The following is a 22,630-nucleotide window of genomic DNA, read 5'->3' as shown; positions in this document are numbered from 1 at the left end:
ACCTCCGAAAGCAAGCTTCACACCCGTCAACAAACCAATCACTCTCCGGGGGTGTGCACCGGGAAGAAAACGGTGATATCGCGGTCTCGCCTGGGCTGATAGCGGCCCCCCAGGCTGGCCATCATCTGGCGGGTCGCATCCTGGCTTAGTTGCAGGCTTCCAGTGCTCGGATCCCAGCTCAGGACGGTCCCCACGTCTTCGCGCTGGGGAGCAGGGCCGGCCTCCGCGGTTTGGCTCCTGTCGGGATGCTCCACATGCAGCTGAAGCTTCACCCGCGGACCCGCTGCCTGGAGGTGAAGGGTGAGCTGACTGCCGGAGGGGAGCCCCCTAGTGCTGCGGTCGATCAGACCCCCGAGCATCGGTTCCAGTCGCCGGGAGTCACTGAGGATTGCCGGCAGGTCAACGGTGAGATCCAGCTCCAGGGCGATCCCGCGACGATCCAGCTGCTCCGTCCAGCTGGGCGCAAGGGCGCTCAGCATGGCCTGCAAATCCGTGCGGGCCAGATTGGCTTCATTGGGTTCCCGTTGCAGTTCAGCGGCATGGAAGATCAGGCCAAATCGGTCGATCTGCTCGCTGCATTCCACATCGATCTGCCGCAAGCGATTCACAACGACATCAGCCAGATCCTTTCGCCGCAGCAGAGAGCGGATCAGTGTTCTGATCGTTGCCAGAGGTGTTCGCACCTCATGGGTGATCGCTTCCAGCAAATTCAGATCTCCATGGCTGGGAGCTTCCGGTGGGCGCTCAGCCTGGATGGGTTGCAGCATCAGCCCAGGGGCTGTGGCGCTGAGCCGCTCGGTGAGACGTGGCCAGAATTGTTCTGACCAGGCTCCATTGCTCTGCAGGGAGCCGATCGATTCGAGCGCTTTGCGCAGCTGCTCGGCCTGCGCTGGTGACTGGTGCTCTAGCCGCCGCCCCAGCAGAACCAGAATGTCACTGAGCGTTGCCGGGTCGCAACGCATCAGCAGCTGACGCTTCTGGGCTGGTCCATGCAGGGCAAGGGCCACCTGGACCTCGGGCGTGATCACCAGCAGCAGGGGGTCATCCCCGTCATCGGGGCGCAGGGACAAGCGTTGGAATCCCCGCAGGGGGCCGTGCTCATCGCTGCTGGACCGTCCCGGCAGTGCCGTTGGATGCGGACTCAGTTGATCCAGTTGATCTGGAGCCCACACCCATCCCTGCAGATGTTTGAGCAACTCCGGTTCATAAAGAGCCGGCAGGGGGGCAGCCAGCCAGATTCCGCCTTCAATGCCCTGCTCGAGCAGGTTCTGTTGCAGGGTTTCCAGAGCAGCCCACCAAAGCCGCCGGACACCAATCTCATCGCAGCGGCCCTGGGGCACGTCCTGCGCAAGTCGTTGCCGCAGGTCGGTGAAGGATGGCCCGGTCAACGGAGTTGCGCCAAGGAGCGACGGCTTTGCCGGACCACCGACAGGCAGAGGCCGAGCGCGATGAAGTTCACCACCATGGCTGAGCGCCCATAGCTGAGGAAGGGCAGGGGGATCCCGGTGACGGGGCCCAGGCCGATGGTCATAAAGATGTTGACCACCACCTGGAACATCAGCATCGTGCCGATCCCGATCACCACGAGTGATTCGAAGTCGGTGCGGGCATTGCGCGCGATCTGGAGCAATCGAGCCATCAAGGCTGCAAAGCCAAGAACCACCAAAAGACAGCCAACAAAACCGGTTTCCTCGCCTAGGGCGCTGAAGATGAAATCGGTGTGCTGTTCAGGGATGAAACGAAGTTTGGTCAGTTGTCCTTGAAGAAGACCTGTGCCCAAGACGCCGCCTGAACCAATGCCCACGGTGCTCTGGAGCAGGTGATAGCCCCCGCCCAATGGATCCTGACTGGGGTCGAGGAAAAGCACCAAACGGTCCCGTTGATAGTCCTTTAAACCATGCATCCAGAGCCATGGCGTCACAGCCGCCATGGCGCCGTGGACAGCCAGGGTTGCTGTCGCCGCCAGCCGTTTCCAGGGCAGGGAGCGGTAGGCAAGAACCACCATCAGCGGGATCCAGAGGCCCATGGCCCACGGGAGAAGGCCTGAGAGCAGGGCCGTCACCAGGGGTGATAACAACAGAATCACCCACTCGATCGGCATCCCCGACCAATACAGCATCGTGAGCATCAGGGCGCCGAACACGAGCGATGTGCCGAGATCAGGCTGGATGAACACCAGCAGCCAAGGCACCGCAATCACCCCGAGCGGGCGCATTAGATCAATCGGTCGTTCCACTGGGTGTCGCGACAACACCGCTGCCACGAGCAGGATCGCCGCGATCTTGGCGAATTCCGATGGCTGAACATGAACCCCGCCAATGCTGATCCAGCGTTGGGCGCCCAGCGCTGTAGTTCCAATGACGCGCACCGCCACAAGGCTGATCACTGTTAGGGCGTAGACGGGAACCAAAAGAGGCTGGAGACGCTGCAGCGGCAGCCGTTCCAGTCCCAGCGCCAGCAGCACTCCGAAGGCCGCGGTGATCCAGTGGTGATACCAGTCGGCATAGTCCGCCTGGCGTTGGGTGCTGGCGATCAGCACCCCTGCGATGGTGATCATCCCGAGCGGAACACCCCAGAGCACCCACTCCCGGTGCGATCTGCGGCGGTCACGTCGGCTGAACATCGTCAGACGGGCTGAGTGACGGCCTGGAGCACAGCTTCAGCGAGGCCCTTGAACTCAGCGGCGCTGGCGGAGTCGCTGCGGTTGATCACGATCGGTCGTCCCGTGTCACCGCCTTCCTGCACAGGCATTTCCATGGGGATCTGAGCCAGTAGAGGAACGTCGTAGTCCGAGGCGAGTTGGGCGCCGCCGCCACTGCCGAAGAGGGCATAGCGGCAGTCGGGACGGTCCGGAGGGATGAAGGCGCTCATGTTCTCCACCACGCCGAGGACGGGAATGCCCATCTGCCGGAACATGGCGAGACCCCGTCGGGCATCTTGCAGCGACACCTGTTGGGGGGTGGTCACGATCACAACACCGGCCATCGGCACTGCTTGGGCCAGGGAGAGCTGCGCATCACCGGTGCCGGGCGGCAGATCAACGATGAGAACGTCCCGCTCACCCCATTCGGCCTGATACAGGAACTGCCGAATGATGCCGTTGAGCATCGGGCCGCGCCAGATCACAGGTTGGTGATCGTCGATCAGCAGACCCATCGACACCATGGCGATGCCGCAGGTCTCGATCGGGACGATCCGCTGCTGATCGCCGCTGCCCTGTACCTCCGGCGTTTGGTCTGCGACGCCGAGCATGGTGGGTGCGTTCGGTCCGTAGATATCGGCGTCAAGGAGTCCCACCTGCAGGCCGGACTGGGCGAGGGCGCAGGCCAGATTGACGGCGACGGTGCTCTTGCCGACGCCGCCCTTGCCGCTGCTCACTGCAATCACCTGGCGGACGCCGGGGATCGACTGGCGTTCAGCCGGCTGACCATGGCCGGCTTGGCCAATGCCCCCCTGGCTTGGCGGTTGGCCGATCTCGATCTGCACGTCATCAATGCCATCGAGCGCCATCAGAGCGCCCCGTGCCTCAGCCACGATGCGGTCACGCTGGCTTTGGGCGAAGCCTGGAAGGCTGAGGCGAAACACTGCCCGCGGAGGGGTGATACGGATCTGTTCGATCCAGCCGAGCTCCAGGGCCGTTTTGCCACTGCCGGCATCTTTGACTTGCTGGAGGGCTTGGTTGGCCTGCTCGACCGGGGTCATCCGTTTCATCAAGGCAAGCCGGATCCTAGGGGCGCCGCCCGTGACAGTCCCTGACGGATGCTTGTCCAGGTCTGGGGTGACCTGGTTAGGTTTCGATGTCTCCAGTCTCTGACACATGGTTCGCTCCCTGATTCGCCGCGTCCTCGGACGCCAGGACGTGGGTGTCAGCAAGCCTCCCCTTGAACTGCCCCCCAGCGATTCCAGAGAACGGGCCCGGGCGATGGTGATGGGGCTGCAGGACGAAATCTGTGCGGGCCTTGAAGCGCTTGATGGTGAAGGCCGCTTCGTTGAAGAAAGTTGGGTCAGGCCTGAAGGGGGTGGGGGGCGCTCCCGGGTGATGCGTGAGGGCCGCGTCTTCGAACAAGGCGGCGTGAATTTCTCCGAGGTTCAAGGGGAAGAACTGCCCCCGTCGATCCTCAAGCAGCGTCCGGAAGCGAAGGGACATCCCTGGTTCGCCACGGGAACCTCGATGGTGCTTCATCCGCGCAATCCCTACATCCCGACGGTTCACCTCAACTACCGCTACTTCGAGGCTGGCCCAGTGTGGTGGTTTGGCGGGGGTGCCGACCTGACCCCCTACTACCCCTTCCTCGACGACGCCCGTCACTTCCATCGCACCCATCAGGCGGCCTGTGATTCGGTTCACCCGGATCTGCACAAGGTCTTCAAGCCCTGGTGCGATGAGTACTTCTATTTGAAGCACCGCGATGAAACCCGCGGCGTTGGCGGCATCTTTTACGACTACCAAGATGCCAACGGCACGCTCTACAAGGGCCAGGATCCCTCCGGTCCTGCGGCTCAGGTGTCAGCCCGTTTGGGAGCTCGGCCGTTGAGTTGGGAGCAGCTGTTCTCCTTGGGGCAGGCAAATGGCAGAGCCTTCTTGCCCGCCTATGCCCCCATCGTCGAGAAGCGTCATCCGATGGCCTATGGCGATCGCGAGAGGGACTTTCAGCTCTATCGCCGGGGCCGTTATGTGGAGTTCAACCTGGTTTGGGACCGCGGCACGATCTTTGGCCTGCAGACCAATGGACGGACGGAGTCGATCTTGATGTCTCTGCCCCCGCTGGCGCGTTGGGAGTACGGCTACACCGCAGAGGCTGGATCACGGGAGGCCCTGCTAACTGAACTGTTCACCAAGCCTCAGGATTGGCTCGGTGATGCCTCGCTCGATGAGCGCTGCCGCCCCCATGGCGCGATCAACTAACTGACGCCTTGGACGAGCGCATTCACCACGCGCTCGGCAAGGCAGTTCACCGTGTGCTCCCTTGAGCTCGGATCCCTCAGTTTCGTCTCCAGGGGGGGCTCAAGCATGGCGATTTCAAGAATTCCGATGCCGCGACGCGGACCGCCAAGGCCTCCGCGGAAAAGTCGTGGGTAGCGCCCAAACGCCTGGGCCAGGCTTTCATCGACGACGTTCAGTTCACGCACATTCGCGAGCACAGGAATCAGACCGGAGCCGAAGCCATGGGGCCGATAGGCATCGAAATGGATCTCTAGAACGTATTCACCACGCTCCGAAAACACTTTGGCCTTCGACCAGTTGGTGCTGGGGTCGTTGTCGTTCGCGATGCTGATGGAAGGAGGGGTGTAGGCGCGGATGTTCAAGCCACGGGCTTGGCCTTGGCTCACCACAGCGGCCTGAACCTGGCGGTTCCAGAACAGCTCATCGCGAATGCCCGGTTGCATCGGCGGACGGTTTTGCTGATCCACGGCATATCCCGGGGTTCCGGGACTGACGGTGCCCTGGGAGTCGGCGTGCCCTGCCATAACGACGATCGGCAGGTTGGATTGAACAGGGCTTCGGCCGACCCAGCTCCCGGGTTTCTTGGTGCGTGGGCCTAGCAGGGGGTCTGGCGTGGCGGGTGAGGGACAGGGGTCTGGCTGTTCAGGTGCGGGTTGCTCCGCTGGTTCGTTGCTGGGCTCGGCTGTGCCAAGCCAGTTGTGTTGTTCCGCAGCCTTGGTCATCGCGAGGGTTGCCAGCGACAGGCCTGTGATGGCAAGCCCTGAGGCAAAGCGACGGCGTTGCATCCAGGCCGGCAGACGCATGGTTCAGATCGGGGAGGAGAGCAGGGACCCATCACTGGCGAGTTGCAGGGTCTCAGCCAGTTCCAGTTCGATGGCGATCAGTTCGTCCCGATGGGCCCGTAGACGAATGGCGCTGCCCTCTCCCTCGGGGGCCGGTAGCAATTGCAGTTCCAGGGCTTCTGTGCGAGCTGCTCGTCGCGTGTAGAGGGCGCCTGCCAAAGGGCCCAAGCCGATCAGCAGAAGAGGCCACCAGTGCAGTTGAGGTGCCAGCTGACGCAGGACCAAGCCGAAGCAGGCGGAGCCAATCGCCGCCAGTCCCGACAGCAACACGGCCAGGGGTTGGCTGGAGGCCACTTTCCCCTTGAAGCGGAGCACCTGACGCTCTGCATCGCCGCCATCTCGGCTCCAACCGCGGTCTTCCAGCCAGGTGCTGAGCCCATCGAGCACGGTGATCGGGGGTTGGGGGGATATCACATCCACCACTGTGGTTCGATCTTTGCTGGCTGCACGCAGAAAGAACACCAGACCAATCGCCAGCAGAACAGTCAGCAGGAGGGTGGATTGGAATCCTGCAGGCATGGCATCCCGGTGGTGATGACCCTTTTTAAGCCTTGCGCAGGCTGAATCGCTTAGTTCAAAGCGAACCGGTGGGAGTTCAGCCAGCTGCGCCAGGGCTGCATCAGCCGCTCTGCTTCGCTCCGTGCATCAGATTCAAGGTGGAGCATGCGCCGGGGCCGCCCGCGACTCGGGCAGCGTTGGGTGTAACTGCTGATCGAGCCCTGTTGCTCAAGGAACTCCAGGGCCTGTTGCAGGACGGTTTCAGAAAGCCGCAGTTGTGGCTCCTCCCGGATCAGTTTCTGCAGGAGTGCGGATGGGTAGTTGTCGTCTTTGAGCAAGCACTCGAGGATCCAGCAGACAGCCAGTTCCAGGTCGAGGAATTGCGGCGGCGGCTGATGGAAGTACTGCTCGATGTCTGCCAGACAGGTGCGCGAAGGCTTTCTGCGAGAGAACACAGGGGCGGGACAACTTCTCTAATCAAAAACGATCTCATTTCGAGATTCAAGAGGAGAGTCTTGAGACTTGATGTGGAGGCGGTTGGCCACACTGGCCCCATCCCTTCCTGAAGTCATGGCTGAGAAGTCGTCATCCCCAGCGGAATTCGCCGTCTTTGATCGCGATCTCGATGCAGCTTGGACGGAGCGCTACCTGCAGTCCCCGCGGCTTGCCGTTGACACCGAAGCGATGGGGCTGATCCATGGCCGTGATCGGCTTTGCCTGGTTCAGATCGCCGACGCCGAGGACCGTGTGGCCTGCGTCCGCATTGGCCTGGGCCAGACCGAGGCACCCAACCTCAAGCGTCTGTTTGAGGCGTCCACGGTTGAGAAGGTGTTTCACTTCGCCCGTTTCGATGTGGCCGCGCTGGCCGCTGGTTTGGGAATTGCAGTGAATCCAGTGTTCTGCACCAAGGTCGGCAGTCGGCTCGGCCGCACATACACCCCCCGCCATGGCCTTAAGGATCTGGTGATGGAATTGGTCGGTGTTGAGCTGGACAAGGGCGCCCAGAGCAGTGACTGGGGCCGGGTTGACGAACTCACGGATGTCCAGCTGGCCTATGCCGCCAACGACGTCCGCTACCTGCTGCCAGCCCGAGAGCGCTTGGAGCAGATGTTGCGGCGGGAAGGACGTTGGGATCTGGCGCAGCGCTGCTTTCAATGCGTTCCGGTGGTTGCCGAGTTGGATCGGCTGCGTTTTCACCAGATCTTTGAGCACTGAGCCTGGAGCTCAGTCTTCCAGCATGAAGTTGCCGTCGCCTTCGCTGTTCTCGAGCAATGCGTCCAGCTGACGGGCGTGGACACCGTTGTCCTTGTCGAGGGCGGCCAGCATGGATTCAGCCATCGCTCGCCGTCCTTCAACATCGCGGTGACCCTCACGGGCCGCGGCCTGTTCCACCTGGCGTCGGGCACTGGCAAGACTGATGCTCAGTCGACTGGCCAACTGGGCACAAAGTTTGACGAGGGTGGGGTCCTGAATCGCGGCCATCGCAACCAACCGGGGACCTTCAGTATCCGTTGAAGCGATCCAGGATCAGTCGTGCCAGCTGATCGCTTCCCCCTGCTGGCCCCATCCGCTGCGTACCGATCCTTCCCAGGTGGGAGCGGAGTGCCGCGTCAGCCAGGAGGACTTCGAGCCGTGTGGTGAGCTCGGATTCGTCAGAGCAAGGACGAACCGCTCCCCCCAGCAGGCGGCTCTGACGGCGGGCGAAGCCCGGCTTGAACTGCGGCCCTGGTCCCGGCAGGGACAGAGCCGGAATGCCCAGGCCCACAAGTTGTTCCGTCGCCGTTCCGGCGGTGGCGATGCCGGCTTCGGCCCAGCCGGCCCATCGGTCAAAGCAACCTCGCCCGATCAGCACCAAGCAGGCTCCTTTCACCCAGCAGGCTTCGGCACCCAGTTGATCCGAAGGCGGAAGGCTGCGTCGAAAACCCAGTTGTTCAAGACTGTCGCTCAGGGCCTCTGCATCGGGTTGGGCGCCCACGGCCATGAGCAGTGCCATCGGTACACGTCCGGGCAACGCCATAGCGCTGCGCACCAACCGCCGCAGGTTGCGCTGGGCCTCCGGCATGCGACTTCCGCAGAGCAAGAGCACGCGGCGGCAGCGTTCCAGGGCCGATGGCAGCGGTTGGATTTGAAGGCCATCCATCATCGGATTGCCCGGCGCCAGAGCGTCCACGCCCTTGCGTTGCAAGCCACGGGCCGTGAGCCGATCACGCATGGCCACCAGTTGACAGCGGCGCGAGCGCATCAAGCGCCATTCCCAGGGATCCCACTCACTGCCTTTGAGCCGGTGGTAACAGTCGCTTTTGGCCCGTCCGGGACCGCTGAGCCACGTGTAGTCGCTTTTGGGAGTGCCGATGAAGCCGAAGGGAGCGCCACTGCTCCAGGCCATCAGCAGTGGCAGCAAATCGCCGACGGCAACGATGGATTGGTGCTCATGCCCCAGGCGGCGCACCAACCGCCATTGGCTCCAGCTCAGGCTGGGGAGCCCTGCCCTGACGTCTGCCAGCAGACCTTTAAGGCTTTGGTTGCTGAAGCCACCGCTGGGCAGGGCTGCTTTCGGCCCCAAGCGTGTCAACCATCCCTGCTGAACTGCTGCATCAAACATCCCGCCGGCGCCCACCAGAGGAAGCACGGTCAGGGGGCATCGCGGTGCGCGCCGATGGACGGCCTGGATGATCCGCAGGGTGATCAGATCTTCCCCATGGCCGTTGCAGAGAAACAGCAGAGAGCCAGGGGCATGGCTGATACGATCCCCTGATGGGGACTGCTGTTCCCGGGCGGCGGCATGGCCAAGTGGTAAGGCAGAGGATTGCAAATCCTTTATCCCCAGTTCGAATCTGGGTGCCGCCTTTGAACCCTCATCACAATTGAGCCTCCGCGCTCATGCCGGCAACGTTGCGTGAGTGACTCTCGCAGCTGATGGTGTTGGCATCAATCCAGCAGCGCCCTTGGGCGGTGCGGGTTGCCGGTAGGCCCGTGGGGAGTCCCCTGGCATCAAAGCGGACCCATGACGTGCTGAGCAGAGTCCCACTCCAGCGGCGTGAATCCAAGCGGCAGCCGGAGTTGTTGCAGCTGAGCGGACTGCCTTGGTCTCCATCAAGGCTGACGAAGCTCAACTGGTAGCTGCCGCCCGTTGCTTGATCGTCTCCGATGAAACGAAGCCGCAGGCCACGGCTTCCGTTTTCGTTGATCTGCAGACGTTCGCAGGCCAAAGGACGCCCCCCGACGACGATGCGGCAACGGGCAGGCCTGTGGTCCAGACGGCCAAAGGCCAGCGATGGATTGCCCGTCGCCGGAACGGCGAACAGCAGTGACGCCATCCACAGGTGGATCATCAGTAATCGCTGTCGGCGACGCACATGCCCAGGCAGCGAATGCCGTTGCTGGCGGTTCTGCGGCAGTGGTTGCAGAGGATGCGTTCTTCGTCTGCGGTCGATCCCTCCACGGCCTGATCGGTCGATCTCGCAGGGTCCTGTGTGGGGGATGCGGTCATCACGCAGCGGGATGGGTCGACGGCGATCATGGCTGGAAGCAGCATCGCCCCGTTGAACGGCATCGGTTTCGGCACCTGGGCCTGGGGCAACAAGACGGTTTGGGGATATGACCCCCAGCGGGACGACGCTCGACTTCGCGCCACGTTTCGACAGGCCCTCAGCTCTGGGCTCAACTTGATCGACACTGCGGATTCCTATGGAACGGGGAGCCTGAGTGGACGCAGCGAAGCGCTGCTGGGCGACTTCATGGCCGAGTTGCCAGCCCTGCGCCGATCCCAATTGACGGTGGCCACGAAGTTGGCCCCATTCCCCTGGCGCTGGGGGCGTCGGGGCTTTGATGCTGCCTTCGAGGCCAGTCGAACGCGGCTCAAGGGGCAGCTGCGGCGCGTGCAATTGCACTGGAGTACGGCGCGTTACGCGCCCTGGCAGGAGACAGGCCTTCTCGATGGTTTGGCTGAGCTTGTCCTGGCTGGCCGTGTGGACGAGTTGGGGCTGTCCAACCTTGGCCCTCAACGCCTGGTGTTGATCCATCGCCGTTTGTTGGAACGCGGCGTTTCCCTGCGCAGCATTCAGGTGCAGTGTTCACTCTTGGCGCCTGCGGATGATCAGCTGCGCGAGTTAATCGCTGTCAGCAGGGACCTTGATGTGGAGGTGTTGGCCTACAGCCCTCTGGCTTTCGGCGTGCTGGGTTGTGCGCCCGGGGCTGAGGAGAGACGTCCTTCTACCTGGTTGAGAGGCCGTTTGTTTCGGCGCCTGCTTCCGGCCAGTCTTGAGTTGCGCAGTGAGATCCAGGCCATCGCGATCGAACACGGGGCATCGATGGTTCAAGTTGCTTTGAACTGGTGCAGAGCTCTTGGCACAACGCCGATCCCGGGACTGCGAACTCCAGAGCAGGCCAGGGATGTCGCCGCTGCACTGCAATGGTCGATGTCACCTGAGGAGCGTCAGCGGTTGGTTGCGGCCCGGATCCGTTGCAGCGAGCGGATGCCCGCCAATCCCTTTCAGAGTCGCTGAGTGTTGTGCTCAGGCCTCAGAGGCGGATTCAGGGGCTGGGCTCACCACCACCGGGAGGCTGTCCCCGTCATTGCGAATCGGGATGACCTTGTCCTGTGTGGGTTCCAAGCGAGTGGGGGCAGGGGGAGTGTCCTGTTGCTTGGAGCAGGCGGCGAGAGCTTCCTGCAGCAAGGAATCAAAGGTTGCTCCGGGCAGTCGATGCCGGGCGACCTCCAGAAAGGTGCGCGGAAGCGATTCGCCTGCAGCGCTCCTCAGAGCAGGGTTGTTCTGCCGATGCTCCTGTTCGTCCTGAATGGCTCGGATGAACCGGCGTGTGACGTCACGTTTGGTGGACGCCTTGATCAGGGTGTCGCGCTCCTGAGGACCATGACTGAGCTCCTGCTCCATGTCTTGAATCCGCCGTTCGAGGCTTTCCAAAACCTCCTGGGCTTCCTTGCAGATGTGAGCCAGCTGCCCATCCGACAGGTGGGGCATGTCGGCCACGAAGACCTTGCCGTGATCACGGAGCGTGAGAAATGTTGGTCGTGCGCCCTGCCTGTAGCCCTGCTGCCTGTCCTGTCCTGAAGGCAAAGGGCGCCGAGGTGGAACAGGACCTGCAGACGATCGACGGCGCGTAATGCGCTGGGGCTTATCAAAAGGCATTGAAAAAAGATGTATTGACGCCGCTATCGGAAAAAGTTCCGATGTGCATGGTTTCAGCTTATTCGATCCCTTCTGGGCCGGTGGTCCGCTGCAGTAAACCCGTCTGAAACTGACGCAATCAGGCGGGCACACCTTCGAGAACAGCGGCGCTGCCTGGGGTGTTGGAGGTTACGTTGCCAATCACCCAAGCCTGATGGTTCTTGCTTCGGCAGTGCTCGATCACAGCTGCTTCGCTCCCCGCCGGCACCACCAGGCAGAAGCCGATGCCGAGGTTGAACGTGTGCCAAAGGTCCCGTTCGGGAATGTCTCCGGCCTCCTGCAGCCAACGGAAGAGGGGTGGCCTCGTCCAGCTAGAGGCATCGACGCGCGCAGAGCAGCCCTCTGGCAGGCAGCGCGGAAGGTTTTCCGGTAGCCCCCCGCCGGTGATGTGGGCCATGCCATGGAGCTCGCATCCGCTCTGCAGCAGGTGCTGCACCAGGTCGGCATACAGGGTTGTTGGCGCCAGCAAGTCGCCGATCAGGGGGCGCTGGTCGGTGCCATACAGAGTGTTCGCATTTGCGTTGGCCTGTTCCAGCACCTTGCGCACCAAGCTGAAGCCGTTGCTGTGTACGCCGCTGCTGGCCACACCGATCACGCTGTCGCCAGGCTGGATGCGTTGGCCGTCAATGAGATTGTCTTCTTCGACGACGGCCACGCAAAAACCGGCGAGGTCGTAGCGCCCCTGGGGGTAGAACCCTGGCATCTCGGCCGTTTCTCCGCCGAGTAGGGCACAGCCGCTTTGCCTGCAGCCATCGGCGATGCCTTCAACAACCTCGGCCATTGCCGATGGCGCTAAGGCGCCGGCAGCCATGTAATCCAGAAAAAAGAGCGGCGCTGCTCCCGACGTGATCACGTCGTTGACGCACATCGCCACCAGGTCGATGCCCACGCCGTGATGGCTGCCATGCTCCTGGGCCAGCTCCAGTTTGGTCCCGACGCCATCGGTGCCCGACACCAGCAAGGGCTTGCGCAATCCGGCTGGAAGACGCATCAGTCCACCAAAACCGCCAAGGCCACCGATGACCTCTGGACGGTGGGTGGCTTCCACAGACGCCTTGATGCGCTGCACGAAAGCGCGCCCGGCTTCGACATCAACTCCAGCGCTCTTGTAATCCATGGAACGAATCCGATGCACTGATCCTGCAATGCCGCGGATCTTGTGCTGCTTGGCTTGCCGTCACAGCGTCTGATTGGCTGTGCTTATCCGCTGATTGCTAGTGGCTTATGTGCGGGGACTTGCGTTCTTGTGTTGATCTGCCAGTCGGTACGCGGATTGCGGGTGGCGGCGGGCTTGGGTGGCTGTGCCGGTCAGGTCAATGGAGCCCAGTTTTCTTTCAAGAGCAGTTTTTTTAGGTTCGTTATCAACTTTTGAGGAAGGCACGCCTCGTCTTTGGAGTTGCGAGTTCTGCTCCATTTTGTGGTTACGCCGCTCTGCATGCGAGTCCTTTTGACGATGGCCACGCTCTCCGGAGCGATTACAGGGAGTGCGGCACTCCTACCGGTGGTGGCCAGCGATTTCCTCTCGGTCAACGGAACAGAGTCCATTGACTTCCTTGATCTGGTCGCTGAGCCACAGGCTTCCGAGCTCCAGGCAACGCTCTCCCCTGCTGAGGTCAGACCGGTCGTTGCGCCTCCAGCTGCTGAACTTCCCAAGCCGAAGTTGAAGGTCGTACCTGAAGTTGTGAAGGTCATCACCGGCGAGGCCAGTTGGTACGGCCCCGGTTTTTACGGCAACCGCACCGCCAATGGTGAGGTCTACAAGCCCGGCACGATGACGGCGGCTCACCGCACGCTTCCTTTTGGAACGAAAGTGCGGGTGACCAACCTCTGGAATGGGCGCACGGCCGTGATTCGCATCAACGACCGGGGACCTTTTATTGATCACCGGGTGATCGACCTTGGCCAAGGCGCTGCCTCTGATCTGGGCTTGACTGCCTCTGGAATCGCCCAGGTCAAGCTTGAGGTGCTGCGCTGAGCTGCGTTGTTCTCTCCACCCAGGCCGAGCTGGAGAGCTTCCGGGTCAACCTCAGTGGACCCCTGCAATTCGTGCCCACCATGGGGGGGTTGCATCAGGGCCACGGTGAGCTGATTCGCCTTGCTGCGGCTCGGGGTCCTGTGCTGGTGAGTGTGTTCGTCAACCCACTCCAATTCGGGCCAGCTGAAGATTTTGATCGCTACCCGCGAACGCTCGACGCGGATCGGGGTTTAGCCGAACGCTCTGGTGCCCATGCCCTTTGGGCTCCGAGTGTCGACGCCATCTATCCAAGTGGGCTCCAGTCAGCGGTGTCGCGCTCAGCACCGGCAGCCCTGCAGACCCATCTTTGTGGCGCCTCCCGTCCCGGTCACTTTGATGGTGTGGTCACGGTCGTGGCACGGCTGCTGCAGCTGGTGGAGCCGTCCTGCCTTTGGCTGGGTGAAAAGGATTGGCAACAGCTGGTGATCTTGCGCCGGCTGGTGGCCGATCTCGATGTGGACGTGGCAGTGCGGGCCGTTCGCACCGTTCGTGAACCCGATGGTCTGGCCTTGAGCTCCCGCAACCAGTACCTCTCCTGTGCTGATCGGGCTCGAGCCGCTGCTCTGCCGTCGGCGTTGCGTTGTGCCGATCCAAACGATCCCGAGACCTCAGTGCGCCAGAGCCTCGGTGAAGCAGGGCTTGAGGTGGAGTATGTAGAGAGGGTCGACCCCTTCACCCTTCAGCCCTGTGGCTCTGAAACGGCTATCTCACTATTGGCCGCGGCGGTGCGTTGCGGGACGACCCGTTTGATCGATCACGTCTTCCTGATGACCCGCCAGCCACTTGTTGCCATTGATGGCCCTGCCGGTGCTGGCAAAAGCACCGTCACACGGGCCTTTGCTGAGCAGATGGGGCTGGTCTACCTCGATACCGGCGCGATGTACCGGTCGGTGACCTGGTTGGTGCAACAGAACGGTGTGGACCCCCAGGATGCTGCGTCCATTGCACCGCTGTTGAACGACCTCGACCTTCAGCTGCGGTCGTTGCCCGGTGGCGGCCAGCAGGTGTTGGTGAATGGGCAGGATGTGAGTGAAGCGATCCGCTCGCCGGATGTCACAGCCTCGGTTTCGGCTGTGGCTGCGCACCGCTGCGTCAGGCAAGCGCTGACCGCTCAACAGAAAGCAATGGGTGCCAAGGGTGGCTTGGTGGCGGAAGGTCGCGACATCGGCACCGCTGTTTTCCCGGATGCTGATCTGAAGGTGTTCCTCACGGCCACAGTGAGCGAGCGGGCCCGGCGCCGTGCTCTGGATCTGGAGCAGCGGGGCTTCCCGGTGCCTGAGCGATCTGAGCTCGAGGCACAGATCGCCGAACGGGATCACCTCGACAGCACGCGCGAGGAGGCCCCCCTGGTGCAGGCGGAGGATGCTGTGGAGCTCGTGACCGATGGCATGAGCATTGAGGCTGTGATCGATGCCCTGGTGGGGCAGTTCCGCTCTCGTGTTGCCGAAGAAGCCTGGCCTACGCCGGCGGGCTGAGTTCGTCGAGCAGGTTGGCGCAGGCGTCCTCGAGCAGATCGAGCACATGCTCGAAGCCCGCCTCGCCCCCGTAATAGGGATCAGGCACCTCCGTTTCGGAGAATCCCCGGGCGTAGCTGAGCATTGGCTTGATGCTGGCCGTTGCTCGAGGCCCGGCTTCGCGAGCCAGTCCTTGGATGGCCGTGAGATTGTCGTCGTCCATGGTCAGCACCAGATCGAAACTCGAGAAATCGTCGAGGCTGATCTGTCGTGCGCGGCTGGGCAGCTGAATGCCGCGACGGTTGGCTGCAGCCTGCATGCGTCGGTCCGCCGGATTGCCCACATGCCATCCGCCCGTTCCGGCGGAATCCACCACGAACTGATCGCTTAGACCACGCTCTTCGAGCAGATGCAGGAAGACGCCTTCGGCCGCTGGCGAGCGGCAGATGTTGCCAAGGCAGACGAACAACAGTTTCTGGGTCATCCGGCGTTGAGACGTTGGAGGGCCCTCAGGGCCCGCAGCTGCACCACCCTGACACCCTCTGCATCGGACGCGAGCTGGTTGAGTGCCGCCCGGCCCTGTGCGCCCAGGTGCGACACCACAGCCGCGCTGTTCAAGCGTTGCTCGAGTCCGTAGGCAGCTGCATAACGCACCACCCACTCGTCATCTCGCACGGCTTTAAGCAGCCCCTCGAAACAGCGCTCAAGCTGATTGAGCTTTGCTTCTTCACTGAGCTCCAAGTCCGCCAGGCCGCGGGTTGCTGAGCGCCGCACGCTCGGAGCGATGTCGGCCTGAAGGGCATGCTCCAGGAGGTCAAGACCCCGTGGATCCCGCAAGGCGGCAATTACCTTCACCACCCAGGCCCGTGCGCCGTAATTGCGGGCATCCAGGCTCACCAAGAGCGTTGGAACGATGTCCCGTCCCAGTTGAATCAGCCCCTGTGTTGCCACGGCTGCCACCGCTGGATTGTTGAACCCCAGCACCTTCACGAGCGGCTTGGCGGCTTCAAGGTCGTTGAGTGCACAAAGGGCTTGCGTTGCTTTGACCAGTTCAGGGGTGCTGGTGGCCCGCTCGAGCATCTGAAGCGCCTGGTCTAATGCTGTGCTTGTCATCAGAGCAGCCCATCCATTGCATCGAGGACGTCATTGGGGTCGTCGTTGCGTTCCGCCAATGCCCGGAGTGCAACCAGCTTGAGGCTGGGTTCCACGGCAGCCGAGCGGATCGAGGGAACGGCGGCGAGCCAGCCGGTAGCGCCGAGGTCGAGCAGCGCGCCACGGCGCACTAGGGGTTCTGGATGGTTCAGCAGCTTTTTCAGTTCCATACCCCAGTGCTCACGACCAGTCAGCTGCAGCAGCGCTCGGCAGGCCGCTGAACGGATCAACGGCCGAGGGTGTTCTGTGAACGGCTGAATCACGGCGAGGTTGCTGCTGCTGCCATCACCAATGTCACCGAGGGCTTCTAGCAGCGCTTCACAGGGTTCGTTGAGCAAGGGGGATGAGGGCTGCTCAGCTCCTGCTCCCACCAATCCACTGGCCAGCAAAGCGCGGATGCCCTCAACAGCCTCACAGCTGCCCATGGCACCAAGCGTGCGGACCACCTCCTCCCGCACTGTGTAGTCGTTGGAGTGCAGCAGCGCCAGAAGAGGTTTTTCTGCTCTCTTATCCTTGAGCAGACCTAGAGCACGGATCGCGTTGAGTGCGACACCGCGTTGCTCTGGATCAATCGGCGTGGCATCCAGTGCCTCAAGAGCTCTGAGCAGAAGAGGGATGGCATCAGGGTGCTGGCTGCGCATCTTCCCCAGCCACCATGCGGCGTAGTACTGCGCCGAAGGGTCCTCCGTCTGGCGGAGGTCCTTGATCACCTGCGTTTCACTCAGCGGTTCCATCACACCCAGGCTGATGCCATGTCGGCCGTCCAGCTTTGGGTTCGCTTGAACCGGAACGGTCCTGCCACCGAGCCCCAGCAGCGCTCATTCGTTTCCGGGTCATGGCCGCGATCGAGGGTCGAGAGGGAGTCTCCCTCCAAGTGAAAGCTGCTCACCAGCACGGTGTCTTGGCCATTCCGTTGCACGATGCACTTGCAGCCGGGTTCCATGGCGCCGTGGTAGCCGTCTGGCTGTTCGAGCACTTGGTAGTGGCACTGATCCAAGCTGATCAGGTCACTGTCCTGAATGGCAAGGCGTAGTTGCGGATCAAACGTGGCTCCGGCGAAGCGTTCCGGGTCTCGGAAGATGTGATTCCAAAGCTTGATGGCGCCGGAGGCCTGCTCTTCAGCGCGGATCATGCGCAACCGGTAAGGATGCTTGGGATCAACGGCATAGGTCTGCTCGAGCAGGATCGACCCCGGACGTAGCTGTATGAGTGGGCGATACCTCAGAAAGATGTGGGCATACAGGGGAGGGTTGTCGAAGGCTTGTTGCTGGTTGCTGTATTCGCCGCAGAGCAGGTCGAGAAAACGCCGAACGTTGGGGGTCATCACAGCGCTCTGATGGAGCCGAAAAAGAACAATAAAAAAAGCCCCCCGAGGGGGGCTTGGAACGCAACGTCAGCTGATCAGATCAGGGCGTTGATGGCGTAATCGATGTAGCTGTTGGCTTCGGTAGCTGCGTCGCCGCTGAGGCCGTGGTTGGCCTTGATGTGCTTCAGAGCTTCCACGTACCAGGAAGGGGAGAGCTCGAAGGTGCGGTTGATCTCGTCGAGACCGGCGATCAAGTAGTCGTCCATGGGGCCGGTGCCGCCTGCCACCAGGCAGTAGGTGATCATGCGCAGGTAGTAGCCCACGTCACGGGAGCACTTGGCCTTCCCTTCCGCAGTGGTGGAGTAGTTGGACCCCTCCATCTGGGTGGTGTAGGGGAACTTGGTGTACACGGCCTGGGCAGCGCCGTTCACGAGGGAATCAGCCTTGCTGGTGAGAGCTTTGGCAGCCTCGAGGCTGGCCTTGGCGCGGTTGAAGCGACCGGAGGCAGCCTGAACTTCGGTGTTGCTCAGGAAGCGGCCCTGGGAATCAGCTGCTGCAACAGCTTCGGTGAGGGGAGTTTTCATTGATCGTTATGTGAATGAAAGACGTCGAATCCAGGCGCCGATCAGGCGACGGAGGCGGCGGCGCGGTCGAAGTAGGTGCCGATTTCGCTGCTCAGGGAGGCGCAGTCACCAGCGGCGATGCCAGCTTTGTCGTTGACGATGGCCAGAGCGGCATCCTTCATCAGGTTCACGCCGGCGGCAACGGAAGCACCGGGGGTGCCGAGAGCCAGGTAGGTCTCACGCAGGCCGTTCAGGCAGCGGTCTTCCATCACGGAAGCGTCGCCGGTGAAAGCGGAATAGGTGACGTAGCGGAGGATGATCTCCATGTCGCGCAGGCATGCAGCCATGCGGCGGGAGGTGTAAGCGTTGCCGCCGGGTGCGATCAGTGCAGGCTGCTGAGCGAACAGCTGGCGGGCAGCGGAAGCAACGATGGTGGAAGCGTTGCTGGAGATGCGGTTGACGGCATCCAGACGCTTGTTGCTGTCAGAAACCATGGCAGCGAGGGCGTCGATCTCGCTGGTGCTGATGAATTGTCCCCGGGCATCGGCCTGGGCGACAACCTTGGTGAAGGCGTCGAACATGGTTGTTGTTCCTGTGAACTACGTCTGGAAGGGAATTTCAGACTTGGAGGGATGGCAGAAGGCTATTGCCTCGATCCCGACGTCCGCGATTCTGACCAACTGCTCGGGAGCCTCCCGAAAGCTGTTCATAATGCTTAACTCCCTTGCGGCGACAAGGAAGTGGCGGCGGCTAATTCGAGGTCAAACAGCACGCCGTGGATGTATGACTCCGTCCATTCGCTGCCGTAAAAGCGGGTCAACATGCCGCGGGCCGGATCTTTCTCGGCGCGATAGGCCGTATAGCGCTTCTGGCCCGAGAGCAGGAGTGCCGCACGCTCATCGTCAACAGCCTTCGCCTCCTCCACCAACGCCAGGTAGAGCTGGAGGTAGTCGGCAAAAGCCGGACGGATCACGCGGTCAATCAGCGCATCGCCTTCCTCACCAAGTGGAATCCGGGTCCAGAGAAAGGCAGGTGAGAAATACGGCTGTGCCTCTTCAGGAATGGGGCCCCCGTCGGGCAGTTCTGCGCGCCAGCGCTCGAACAAGGGCATCAGTCGCTGCCAAACCGGACCCGTGTGATCGGGATCTGTCTTGTCGACAGGTTGCAGGTCAAGAGCGAGCAGGTGCCCGTTGGGCAGCGTCACCAGATCGGCTCCAAAGAACGGAAGATCAAAACGGCTGCTGGGGTTGATCACGAAATTAAGCACCGATGCAGCGGCACCTGCTTCAACGCAGGCACAGCGCACCTGGCGCAGCTTCTCGGTGGAGCAAGCCCAGGTGGCCGTGCTGACGGGAACGGGTTTCGCCTTGGATCCCGTGCTGCCCTCTTTCTGCAGGAATCGTTCTGCAACTGGATAAGGGTTCGGCTGCAGAGGGGCCAGGGCTGCGATGGCGGTGTCGAGAAAAGGTTGCCAGCGCCATCCAGGGATCTGGACAGGTTCAAGACTCGACGTGCGGAGGGGGAGGCTCATGCGGGCTGACTGGCGGGGAAGAGGAATTCGTGCAGGAATCGGTCGGACCACTCCTTGCCGAAATGACTGGTGAACAAGCCGTGGGCTGGATCGCGTTCAGCGCTGTAGACGTCGTAGGCGTTCTGGAGTCGTTCCACCTCGGATGCCGCCAGTGCTGACTGCCCTTTGGCCTGGTCATGCATCGACCAATAGGCCGAGAGAAAGGCATCGAAAGCTTGGGGAAGCGATCCCTCAGCTTCGTCGGCACCGCCGCGGCAGAACAGCAACCAAGGGGAGAAGTATTGGTTGGGATCGAAGGAGCGCATGGTTTCCTCACCGTTCAGCTCGGGGTACTGCTCATGCAGAGCCCTGAGTCCCGTGAAGTGCCGCTCCAGGTAATCCTTGTCCTGGATCAGCGGCTGAAAGTCGAGAACAGCCACCAATTTCTGACGGGCGCCGAACCAGAGCAGGTCCACCCCCATGAGCGGGTGGTCAAGGCCGTGCTCGGGATAGGCCACTGAGTTGAGAACCTGCAGGCTGTCGCCGGCATCGAGCCGGGTGACGCGCCAACGGCGGAAGCCTGGAACATTCCAGAGCCAGCTTTCGATCTTGCCGCCGCTTTTGCTGGATTGGCAGTGTTGCAATCCCTCGGGCACAGCAGCAGGTTGCCCCCCCCGCTCCTGAATGCCCTGATGCAGTTGGTTGAGAAAGGAATCGAACATCAGTCTGTGGTCTCCAGCACGGGTGAGTCAGCGACCTGGCGGGCCTTGTCGGCCATGGCCTTGATGTCGTCGTCGCTGGGGCAGCGCAGTTCAGTGCAGTACGTCGTCATCGAAACCCCATCAAGGCATTGCACCGAACTCACGCGCATGCGCACCTGATCGGTCACGAACCAGCAACGTTCTGTTCCGACGTTCGTGTCGTAGCGCGTCGTGATGGTGAGAACGCCGTCGTCGGCAAAGGCGTAAGTGCTCACCACCGATTTCTTCTCGACGTAACCGACGTCTCGAAGCAGAAAGCCCTTGCGGGGGTTGCCCTGTTCAGGCACATCCACGATGACGGCGGCGTAGTCGTCGTTTCGGACCGCTTTTTTGAGGTTGCTCTCCCACCAGAACCGACCTCCACCGGCGGCGCGGTCAGTCCCCACCCGCAGTGCGTCACAGACGCGCTGCACAACGGGGTCGGAGGCATCGAATGGCTCGATCACCAGATTGGAATCAGCCGCTTCATCGTCTTGATGGTCGAAGTGATGAATGGAGCGGCGGTTCAACCAGGTGCCGCGGCTGGCCTCTAGGAAGTCCGCCATGGTCATTGGCGGCACAAACGACGTCATCGCTCAGGCGTTGGTCATGATCTCTTGCTGCTTGAGCAGTTGCTCCAGCACCTCTTCCAGCCGTTGCAGTTCCGCATGCTCAGCAACAGTGGCGTCGATTCGCTTTTGCGGCAGTTTCAGTTTTTTCCCCATGGCGATCACGTCTTCGCGCAGACGATTGCGGTATGCCTGGAGTTCGGCAATCGAGTCGTTCAGTTCTTGCAGCGTGGGTTCTGCCATCGGTGCTCGGCGGTGGCACGAGGGTAAGCCGCATCAGGGATCTGCTGGTGATGCCTTTTTGGCGGCCCACTTATTAATAGGTCTGGGTTGAAAAACCTGAATACAAGCTGGAAATGCGGCCTGATTTTTCGTCAGCTGGCCCCTATCGGGGCTGGAGAGTTCTGCATCAACTCGCAATATTTGTCGGCTAAGTGACGAACCGTTGCGTGAACACCCCCCTTCTGCAGGGGTGCCCCGTTGACCCGGTTACTTTTTTAGGGCGCTTCGCAGGCCAAGCCTGAAACGTTCAATTCCATTCTCGTCTGAGAAAAGAGTCGTCGTTTCATCCCTGGTAGTCGAGAAGCATTCCCTCCCCCTTGTCTGGCTTTCCAATGCTCGACGCATTCTCCCGTTCCGTCGTCAGCGCTGACGCCAAAACTGCTGCTGTGGGTGCTGGCGATATCGCCGCTCTCCGTCAGTACGTTGCCGCAGGCAACAAGCGTCTGGACGCTGTCAACGCCATCACCTCTAATGCCTCCTGCATCGTTTCCGATGCAGTCACCGGCATGATCTGTGAGAACACTGGCCTGATCCAGGCTGGTGGCAACTGCTACCCCAACCGCCGCATGGCTGCTTGCCTGCGTGACGGTGAAATCGTTCTTCGTTACATCTCCTACGCCCTGCTGGCTGGCGATGCATCCGTGTTGGATGACCGCTGCCTGAACGGCCTCAAGGAGACCTACATCGCTCTGGGCGTTCCCACCCAGTCCGCTGCCCGCGCAGTGTCCATCATGAAGGCCTCCGCCACCGCTCACATCGGCGAGACCAATACCCCTGCACTGGGTGGCACCAAGTTCCGCAAGATGGAGACCATCCAAGGCGATTGCTCCGCTCTTGTTGCTGAGGCTGCCTCTTATTTCGATCGCGTGATCAGCGCAGTCGCCTGAGTCAATCGGGTTTTCCCATTTCCTCAACACCAACCTCCATCTAAAGGATCTCCACGATGAAATCCGTCGTCACCACCGTTGTGACCGCTGCTGACGCAGCCGGTCGCTTCCCCTCCCAGAACGACCTTGAGGCCGTCCAGGGCAACATCCAACGTGCCGCCGCTCGCCTCGAAGCCGCTGAAAAGCTGGCTGCTGGCCTCGACGCCGTGACCAAGGAAGCTGGCGATGCCTGCTTCAACAAGTACCCCTACCTCAAGCAGCCCGGTGAGGCTGGTGAGAACCAGACCAAGGTGGACAAGTGCTACCGCGATCTGGGCCACTACCTGCGCCTTATCAACTACTGCCTGGTTGTTGGCGGTACCGGCCCTCTGGACGAGTGGGGCATCGCCGGCGCTCGTGAGGTGTACCGCACCTTGGGTCTGCCCACCGGTCCTTACGTCGAAGCTCTGACCTACACCCGCGACCGCGCTTGCGCTCCTCGCGACATGAGCCCCCAGGCTCTGAACGAGTTCAAGTCCTACCTCGACTACGTGATCAACGCTCTCTCCTGAGCGCCAGTTTCGCGTCACTCATTCATAGGAATCAGGAGGCCGAAAGGCCTCCTTTTTTAATGCTCATGTCGACGGATGTCGTTCAACTTGGATGACGTTCATTGGCGGCAGTGTTTCACTTAGGCTGCAAA

Annotated in this window: 29 protein-coding genes and 1 tRNA gene; 8 read left to right on the top strand and 22 right to left on the bottom strand. The window is 61.7% G+C overall.

Annotated features, from left to right (window positions below):
• Positions 1 to 38: 38 nt before the first annotated feature.
• Genes Q3Y53_RS11015 through Q3Y53_RS11005 form a run of 3 tightly spaced genes read right to left on the bottom strand, consistent with a single transcriptional unit; the run spans position 39 to position 3,702 of the window.
• The gene (locus Q3Y53_RS11015) at positions 39 to 1,388 is read right to left on the bottom strand and encodes a sensor histidine kinase KdpD (RefSeq protein ID WP_303535967.1); all 1,350 of its coding nucleotides are present in this window, start codon (positions 1,386 to 1,388) and stop codon (positions 39 to 41) included.
• Positions 1,385 to 2,623: a rod shape-determining protein RodA gene (rodA, locus tag Q3Y53_RS11010; protein WP_226425803.1), complete on the bottom strand. Its 1,239-nt coding sequence runs from the start codon at positions 2,621 to 2,623 to the stop codon at positions 1,385 to 1,387. The genes Q3Y53_RS11015 and rodA overlap by 4 nt, the downstream gene beginning before the upstream one ends.
• Before the next feature lie 2 nt (positions 2,624 to 2,625).
• On the bottom strand, positions 2,626 to 3,702 hold the full coding sequence (locus tag Q3Y53_RS11005; protein ID WP_303536185.1) for an Mrp/NBP35 family ATP-binding protein: 1,077 nt from the start codon (positions 3,700 to 3,702) through the stop codon (positions 2,626 to 2,628).
• Positions 3,703 to 3,817: 115 nt separating this feature from the next.
• On the opposite strand from Q3Y53_RS11005, the gene hemF reads away from it, so the two are divergent.
• Positions 3,818 to 4,906, top strand: coding sequence for an oxygen-dependent coproporphyrinogen oxidase (hemF, locus tag Q3Y53_RS11000; RefSeq protein ID WP_303535963.1), 1,089 nt, complete (start codon positions 3,818 to 3,820; stop codon positions 4,904 to 4,906).
• Here hemF and Q3Y53_RS10995 read toward each other — a convergent pair.
• From Q3Y53_RS10995 to Q3Y53_RS10985, 3 genes are read right to left on the bottom strand one after another with little or no spacing between them, the layout of a single operon-like run.
• Positions 4,903 to 5,748, bottom strand: coding sequence for an N-acetylmuramoyl-L-alanine amidase (locus Q3Y53_RS10995; RefSeq protein ID WP_303535960.1), 846 nt, complete (start codon positions 5,746 to 5,748; stop codon positions 4,903 to 4,905). The genes hemF and Q3Y53_RS10995 overlap by 4 nt on opposite strands.
• 3 nt (positions 5,749 to 5,751) lie before the next feature.
• Positions 5,752 to 6,306 carry a cofactor assembly of complex C subunit B gene (locus Q3Y53_RS10990; protein WP_226425807.1) on the bottom strand — a complete coding sequence of 185 codons (555 nt, stop codon included), beginning with the start codon at positions 6,304 to 6,306 and terminating at the stop codon, positions 5,752 to 5,754.
• Positions 6,307 to 6,356: 50 nt separating this feature from the next.
• Positions 6,357 to 6,740 (bottom strand): helix-turn-helix transcriptional regulator, encoded by a 384-nt coding sequence (locus Q3Y53_RS10985; RefSeq protein ID WP_226425808.1) that lies wholly within the window; start codon positions 6,738 to 6,740, stop codon positions 6,357 to 6,359.
• 115 nt (positions 6,741 to 6,855) lie between these two features.
• On the opposite strand from Q3Y53_RS10985, the gene Q3Y53_RS10980 reads away from it, so the two are divergent.
• Complete coding sequence (locus Q3Y53_RS10980) at positions 6,856 to 7,500, top strand: ribonuclease D (RefSeq protein ID WP_303535954.1); 645 nt, start codon at positions 6,856 to 6,858, stop codon at positions 7,498 to 7,500.
• A 9-nt stretch (positions 7,501 to 7,509) separates the two neighbouring features.
• Here Q3Y53_RS10980 and Q3Y53_RS10975 read toward each other — a convergent pair whose 3' ends face one another.
• Positions 7,510 to 7,767 (bottom strand): hypothetical protein, encoded by a 258-nt coding sequence (locus tag Q3Y53_RS10975; protein ID WP_226414311.1) that lies wholly within the window; start codon positions 7,765 to 7,767, stop codon positions 7,510 to 7,512.
• 19 nt (positions 7,768 to 7,786) lie between these two features.
• Positions 7,787 to 9,007 carry a lipid-A-disaccharide synthase-related protein gene (locus tag Q3Y53_RS10970; RefSeq protein WP_303536182.1) on the bottom strand — a complete coding sequence of 407 codons (1,221 nt, stop codon included), beginning with the start codon at positions 9,005 to 9,007 and terminating at the stop codon, positions 7,787 to 7,789.
• Between the two features lie 54 nt (positions 9,008 to 9,061).
• Between Q3Y53_RS10970 and Q3Y53_RS10965 the strand changes: the two genes are divergently transcribed.
• Positions 9,062 to 9,132: transfer RNA gene (locus Q3Y53_RS10965), tRNA-Cys, on the top strand.
• Positions 9,133 to 9,143: 11 nt separating this feature from the next.
• Here the strand turns inward: Q3Y53_RS10965 and Q3Y53_RS10960 are convergent.
• Entirely contained in the window at positions 9,144 to 9,602 is a 459-nt protein-coding gene (locus Q3Y53_RS10960) for a hypothetical protein (protein WP_303535949.1), read from the bottom strand.
• A 14-nt stretch (positions 9,603 to 9,616) separates the two neighbouring features.
• Complete coding sequence (locus Q3Y53_RS10955) at positions 9,617 to 9,805, bottom strand: hypothetical protein (RefSeq protein ID WP_303536200.1); 189 nt, start codon at positions 9,803 to 9,805, stop codon at positions 9,617 to 9,619.
• On the opposite strand from Q3Y53_RS10955, the gene Q3Y53_RS10950 reads away from it, so the two are divergent.
• Entirely contained in the window at positions 9,804 to 10,790 is a 987-nt protein-coding gene (locus Q3Y53_RS10950; RefSeq protein WP_303535946.1) for an aldo/keto reductase, read from the top strand. The genes Q3Y53_RS10955 and Q3Y53_RS10950 overlap by 2 nt on opposite strands.
• A 9-nt stretch (positions 10,791 to 10,799) precedes the next feature.
• Here the strand turns inward: Q3Y53_RS10950 and Q3Y53_RS10945 are convergent, their stop codons facing one another.
• Together Q3Y53_RS10945 and purM are read right to left on the bottom strand one after the other, a co-directional pair.
• Positions 10,800 to 11,432 carry a histidine phosphotransferase gene (locus tag Q3Y53_RS10945; protein ID WP_303535943.1) on the bottom strand — a complete coding sequence of 211 codons (633 nt, stop codon included), beginning with the start codon at positions 11,430 to 11,432 and terminating at the stop codon, positions 10,800 to 10,802.
• A gap of 118 nt (positions 11,433 to 11,550) precedes the next feature.
• The gene (gene purM, locus Q3Y53_RS10940) at positions 11,551 to 12,588 is read right to left on the bottom strand and encodes a phosphoribosylformylglycinamidine cyclo-ligase (protein WP_303535941.1); all 1,038 of its coding nucleotides are present in this window, start codon (positions 12,586 to 12,588) and stop codon (positions 11,551 to 11,553) included.
• Between the two features lie 336 nt (positions 12,589 to 12,924).
• Between purM and Q3Y53_RS10935 the strand changes: the two genes are divergently transcribed.
• Positions 12,925 to 13,446, top strand: a complete 522-nt coding sequence (locus Q3Y53_RS10935; protein ID WP_303535939.1) for a septal ring lytic transglycosylase RlpA family protein — start codon at positions 12,925 to 12,927, stop codon at positions 13,444 to 13,446.
• Positions 13,443 to 14,960 (top strand): bifunctional pantoate--beta-alanine ligase/(d)CMP kinase, encoded by a 1,518-nt coding sequence (locus tag Q3Y53_RS10930; RefSeq protein ID WP_303536179.1) that lies wholly within the window; start codon positions 13,443 to 13,445, stop codon positions 14,958 to 14,960. Before Q3Y53_RS10935 ends, Q3Y53_RS10930 begins: the two co-directional genes overlap by 4 nt.
• Here the strand turns inward: Q3Y53_RS10930 and Q3Y53_RS10925 are convergent.
• The 10 genes from Q3Y53_RS10925 to Q3Y53_RS10880 all read right to left on the bottom strand — a co-directional run bounded on the left by Q3Y53_RS10925 (position 14,944) and on the right by Q3Y53_RS10880 (position 21,022).
• Complete coding sequence (locus tag Q3Y53_RS10925) at positions 14,944 to 15,423, bottom strand: low molecular weight protein-tyrosine-phosphatase (protein ID WP_303535937.1); 480 nt, start codon at positions 15,421 to 15,423, stop codon at positions 14,944 to 14,946. The genes Q3Y53_RS10930 and Q3Y53_RS10925 overlap by 17 nt on opposite strands.
• Positions 15,420 to 16,052 (bottom strand): HEAT repeat domain-containing protein, encoded by a 633-nt coding sequence (locus tag Q3Y53_RS10920; RefSeq protein ID WP_303535935.1) that lies wholly within the window; start codon positions 16,050 to 16,052, stop codon positions 15,420 to 15,422. The genes Q3Y53_RS10925 and Q3Y53_RS10920 overlap by 4 nt, the downstream gene beginning before the upstream one ends.
• The gene (locus tag Q3Y53_RS10915; RefSeq protein ID WP_303535932.1) at positions 16,052 to 16,825 is read right to left on the bottom strand and encodes a HEAT repeat domain-containing protein; all 774 of its coding nucleotides are present in this window, start codon (positions 16,823 to 16,825) and stop codon (positions 16,052 to 16,054) included. Before Q3Y53_RS10915 ends, Q3Y53_RS10920 begins: the two co-directional genes overlap by 1 nt.
• Positions 16,825 to 17,415 carry a chromophore lyase CpcT/CpeT gene (locus Q3Y53_RS10910; RefSeq protein ID WP_303535929.1) on the bottom strand — a complete coding sequence of 197 codons (591 nt, stop codon included), beginning with the start codon at positions 17,413 to 17,415 and terminating at the stop codon, positions 16,825 to 16,827. The genes Q3Y53_RS10915 and Q3Y53_RS10910 overlap by 1 nt, the downstream gene beginning before the upstream one ends.
• Before the next feature lie 77 nt (positions 17,416 to 17,492).
• Positions 17,493 to 17,981 carry a phycocyanin subunit alpha gene (gene cpcA, locus Q3Y53_RS10905; RefSeq protein WP_226425818.1) on the bottom strand — a complete coding sequence of 163 codons (489 nt, stop codon included), beginning with the start codon at positions 17,979 to 17,981 and terminating at the stop codon, positions 17,493 to 17,495.
• 41 nt (positions 17,982 to 18,022) lie between these two features.
• Positions 18,023 to 18,541 (bottom strand): phycocyanin subunit beta, encoded by a 519-nt coding sequence (locus tag Q3Y53_RS10900; protein WP_114987333.1) that lies wholly within the window; start codon positions 18,539 to 18,541, stop codon positions 18,023 to 18,025.
• Positions 18,542 to 18,675: 134 nt separating this feature from the next.
• Complete coding sequence (locus Q3Y53_RS10895) at positions 18,676 to 19,491, bottom strand: phycoerythrobilin:ferredoxin oxidoreductase (protein ID WP_303535918.1); 816 nt, start codon at positions 19,489 to 19,491, stop codon at positions 18,676 to 18,678.
• Positions 19,488 to 20,192, bottom strand: coding sequence for a 15,16-dihydrobiliverdin:ferredoxin oxidoreductase (locus tag Q3Y53_RS10890; RefSeq protein ID WP_303535916.1), 705 nt, complete (start codon positions 20,190 to 20,192; stop codon positions 19,488 to 19,490). The genes Q3Y53_RS10895 and Q3Y53_RS10890 overlap by 4 nt, the downstream gene beginning before the upstream one ends.
• The gene (locus Q3Y53_RS10885) at positions 20,192 to 20,803 is read right to left on the bottom strand and encodes a phycobiliprotein lyase (RefSeq protein WP_303535913.1); all 612 of its coding nucleotides are present in this window, start codon (positions 20,801 to 20,803) and stop codon (positions 20,192 to 20,194) included. The genes Q3Y53_RS10890 and Q3Y53_RS10885 overlap by 1 nt, the downstream gene beginning before the upstream one ends.
• Before the next feature lie 3 nt (positions 20,804 to 20,806).
• A complete protein-coding gene (locus Q3Y53_RS10880) occupies positions 20,807 to 21,022 on the bottom strand; it encodes a hypothetical protein (RefSeq protein WP_226425822.1) in 216 nt (71 codons plus the stop codon).
• Positions 21,023 to 21,393: 371 nt separating this feature from the next.
• Between Q3Y53_RS10880 and cpeB the strand changes: the two genes are divergently transcribed.
• Positions 21,394 to 21,948 carry a class 1 C-phycoerythrin subunit beta gene (gene cpeB, locus Q3Y53_RS10875; RefSeq protein ID WP_226425823.1) on the top strand — a complete coding sequence of 185 codons (555 nt, stop codon included), beginning with the start codon at positions 21,394 to 21,396 and terminating at the stop codon, positions 21,946 to 21,948.
• Between the two features lie 56 nt (positions 21,949 to 22,004).
• Positions 22,005 to 22,499: a class 1 C-phycoerythrin subunit alpha gene (cpeA, locus tag Q3Y53_RS10870; RefSeq protein WP_011932400.1), complete on the top strand. Its 495-nt coding sequence runs from the start codon at positions 22,005 to 22,007 to the stop codon at positions 22,497 to 22,499.
• The last annotated feature ends 131 nt before the right edge of the window (positions 22,500 to 22,630 follow it).

This window comes from Synechococcus sp. YX-04-1, assembly GCF_030546365.1.
Lineage (GTDB): Bacteria > Cyanobacteriota > Cyanobacteriia > PCC-6307 > Cyanobiaceae > Parasynechococcus.
This window is presented reverse-complemented; position numbering and strand designations above follow the sequence as displayed.

What these genes read in the sequence shown, in the direction of transcription:
- rodA (WP_226425803.1), bottom strand. Translation starts at nt 2,623, where the DNA reads ATGTTCAGCCGACGTGACCGCCGCAGATCGCACCGGGAGTGGGTGCTC.
- Q3Y53_RS11005 (WP_303536185.1), bottom strand. Translation starts at nt 3,702, where the DNA reads ATGACCCCGGTCGAGCAGGCCAACCAAGCCCTCCAGCAAGTCAAAGAT.
- hemF (WP_303535963.1), top strand. Translation starts at nt 3,818, where the DNA reads ATGGTTCGCTCCCTGATTCGCCGCGTCCTCGGACGCCAGGACGTGGGT.
- Q3Y53_RS10995 (WP_303535960.1), bottom strand. Translation starts at nt 5,748, where the DNA reads ATGCGTCTGCCGGCCTGGATGCAACGCCGTCGCTTTGCCTCAGGGCTT.
- Q3Y53_RS10990 (WP_226425807.1), bottom strand. Translation starts at nt 6,306, where the DNA reads ATGCCTGCAGGATTCCAATCCACCCTCCTGCTGACTGTTCTGCTGGCG.
- Q3Y53_RS10980 (WP_303535954.1), top strand. Translation starts at nt 6,856, where the DNA reads ATGGCTGAGAAGTCGTCATCCCCAGCGGAATTCGCCGTCTTTGATCGC.
- Q3Y53_RS10975 (WP_226414311.1), bottom strand. Translation starts at nt 7,767, where the DNA reads ATGGCCGCGATTCAGGACCCCACCCTCGTCAAACTTTGTGCCCAGTTG.
- Q3Y53_RS10960 (WP_303535949.1), bottom strand. Translation starts at nt 9,602, where the DNA reads ATGGCGTCACTGCTGTTCGCCGTTCCGGCGACGGGCAATCCATCGCTG.
- Q3Y53_RS10950 (WP_303535946.1), top strand. Translation starts at nt 9,804, where the DNA reads ATGGCTGGAAGCAGCATCGCCCCGTTGAACGGCATCGGTTTCGGCACC.
- Q3Y53_RS10955 (WP_303536200.1), bottom strand. Translation starts at nt 9,805, where the DNA reads ATGATCGCCGTCGACCCATCCCGCTGCGTGATGACCGCATCCCCCACA.
- Q3Y53_RS10945 (WP_303535943.1), bottom strand. Translation starts at nt 11,432, where the DNA reads ATGCCTTTTGATAAGCCCCAGCGCATTACGCGCCGTCGATCGTCTGCA.
- purM (WP_303535941.1), bottom strand. Translation starts at nt 12,588, where the DNA reads ATGGATTACAAGAGCGCTGGAGTTGATGTCGAAGCCGGGCGCGCTTTC.
- Q3Y53_RS10935 (WP_303535939.1), top strand. Translation starts at nt 12,925, where the DNA reads ATGGCCACGCTCTCCGGAGCGATTACAGGGAGTGCGGCACTCCTACCG.
- Q3Y53_RS10925 (WP_303535937.1), bottom strand. Translation starts at nt 15,423, where the DNA reads ATGACCCAGAAACTGTTGTTCGTCTGCCTTGGCAACATCTGCCGCTCG.
- Q3Y53_RS10920 (WP_303535935.1), bottom strand. Translation starts at nt 16,052, where the DNA reads ATGACAAGCACAGCATTAGACCAGGCGCTTCAGATGCTCGAGCGGGCC.
- Q3Y53_RS10915 (WP_303535932.1), bottom strand. Translation starts at nt 16,825, where the DNA reads ATGGAACCGCTGAGTGAAACGCAGGTGATCAAGGACCTCCGCCAGACG.
- Q3Y53_RS10910 (WP_303535929.1), bottom strand. Translation starts at nt 17,415, where the DNA reads ATGACCCCCAACGTTCGGCGTTTTCTCGACCTGCTCTGCGGCGAATAC.
- cpcA (WP_226425818.1), bottom strand. Translation starts at nt 17,981, where the DNA reads ATGAAAACTCCCCTCACCGAAGCTGTTGCAGCAGCTGATTCCCAGGGC.
- Q3Y53_RS10900 (WP_114987333.1), bottom strand. Translation starts at nt 18,541, where the DNA reads ATGTTCGACGCCTTCACCAAGGTTGTCGCCCAGGCCGATGCCCGGGGA.
- Q3Y53_RS10895 (WP_303535918.1), bottom strand. Translation starts at nt 19,491, where the DNA reads ATGAGCCTCCCCCTCCGCACGTCGAGTCTTGAACCTGTCCAGATCCCT.
- Q3Y53_RS10890 (WP_303535916.1), bottom strand. Translation starts at nt 20,192, where the DNA reads ATGTTCGATTCCTTTCTCAACCAACTGCATCAGGGCATTCAGGAGCGG.
- Q3Y53_RS10885 (WP_303535913.1), bottom strand. Translation starts at nt 20,803, where the DNA reads ATGACGTCGTTTGTGCCGCCAATGACCATGGCGGACTTCCTAGAGGCC.
- Q3Y53_RS10880 (WP_226425822.1), bottom strand. Translation starts at nt 21,022, where the DNA reads ATGGCAGAACCCACGCTGCAAGAACTGAACGACTCGATTGCCGAACTC.
- cpeB (WP_226425823.1), top strand. Translation starts at nt 21,394, where the DNA reads ATGCTCGACGCATTCTCCCGTTCCGTCGTCAGCGCTGACGCCAAAACT.
- cpeA (WP_011932400.1), top strand. Translation starts at nt 22,005, where the DNA reads ATGAAATCCGTCGTCACCACCGTTGTGACCGCTGCTGACGCAGCCGGT.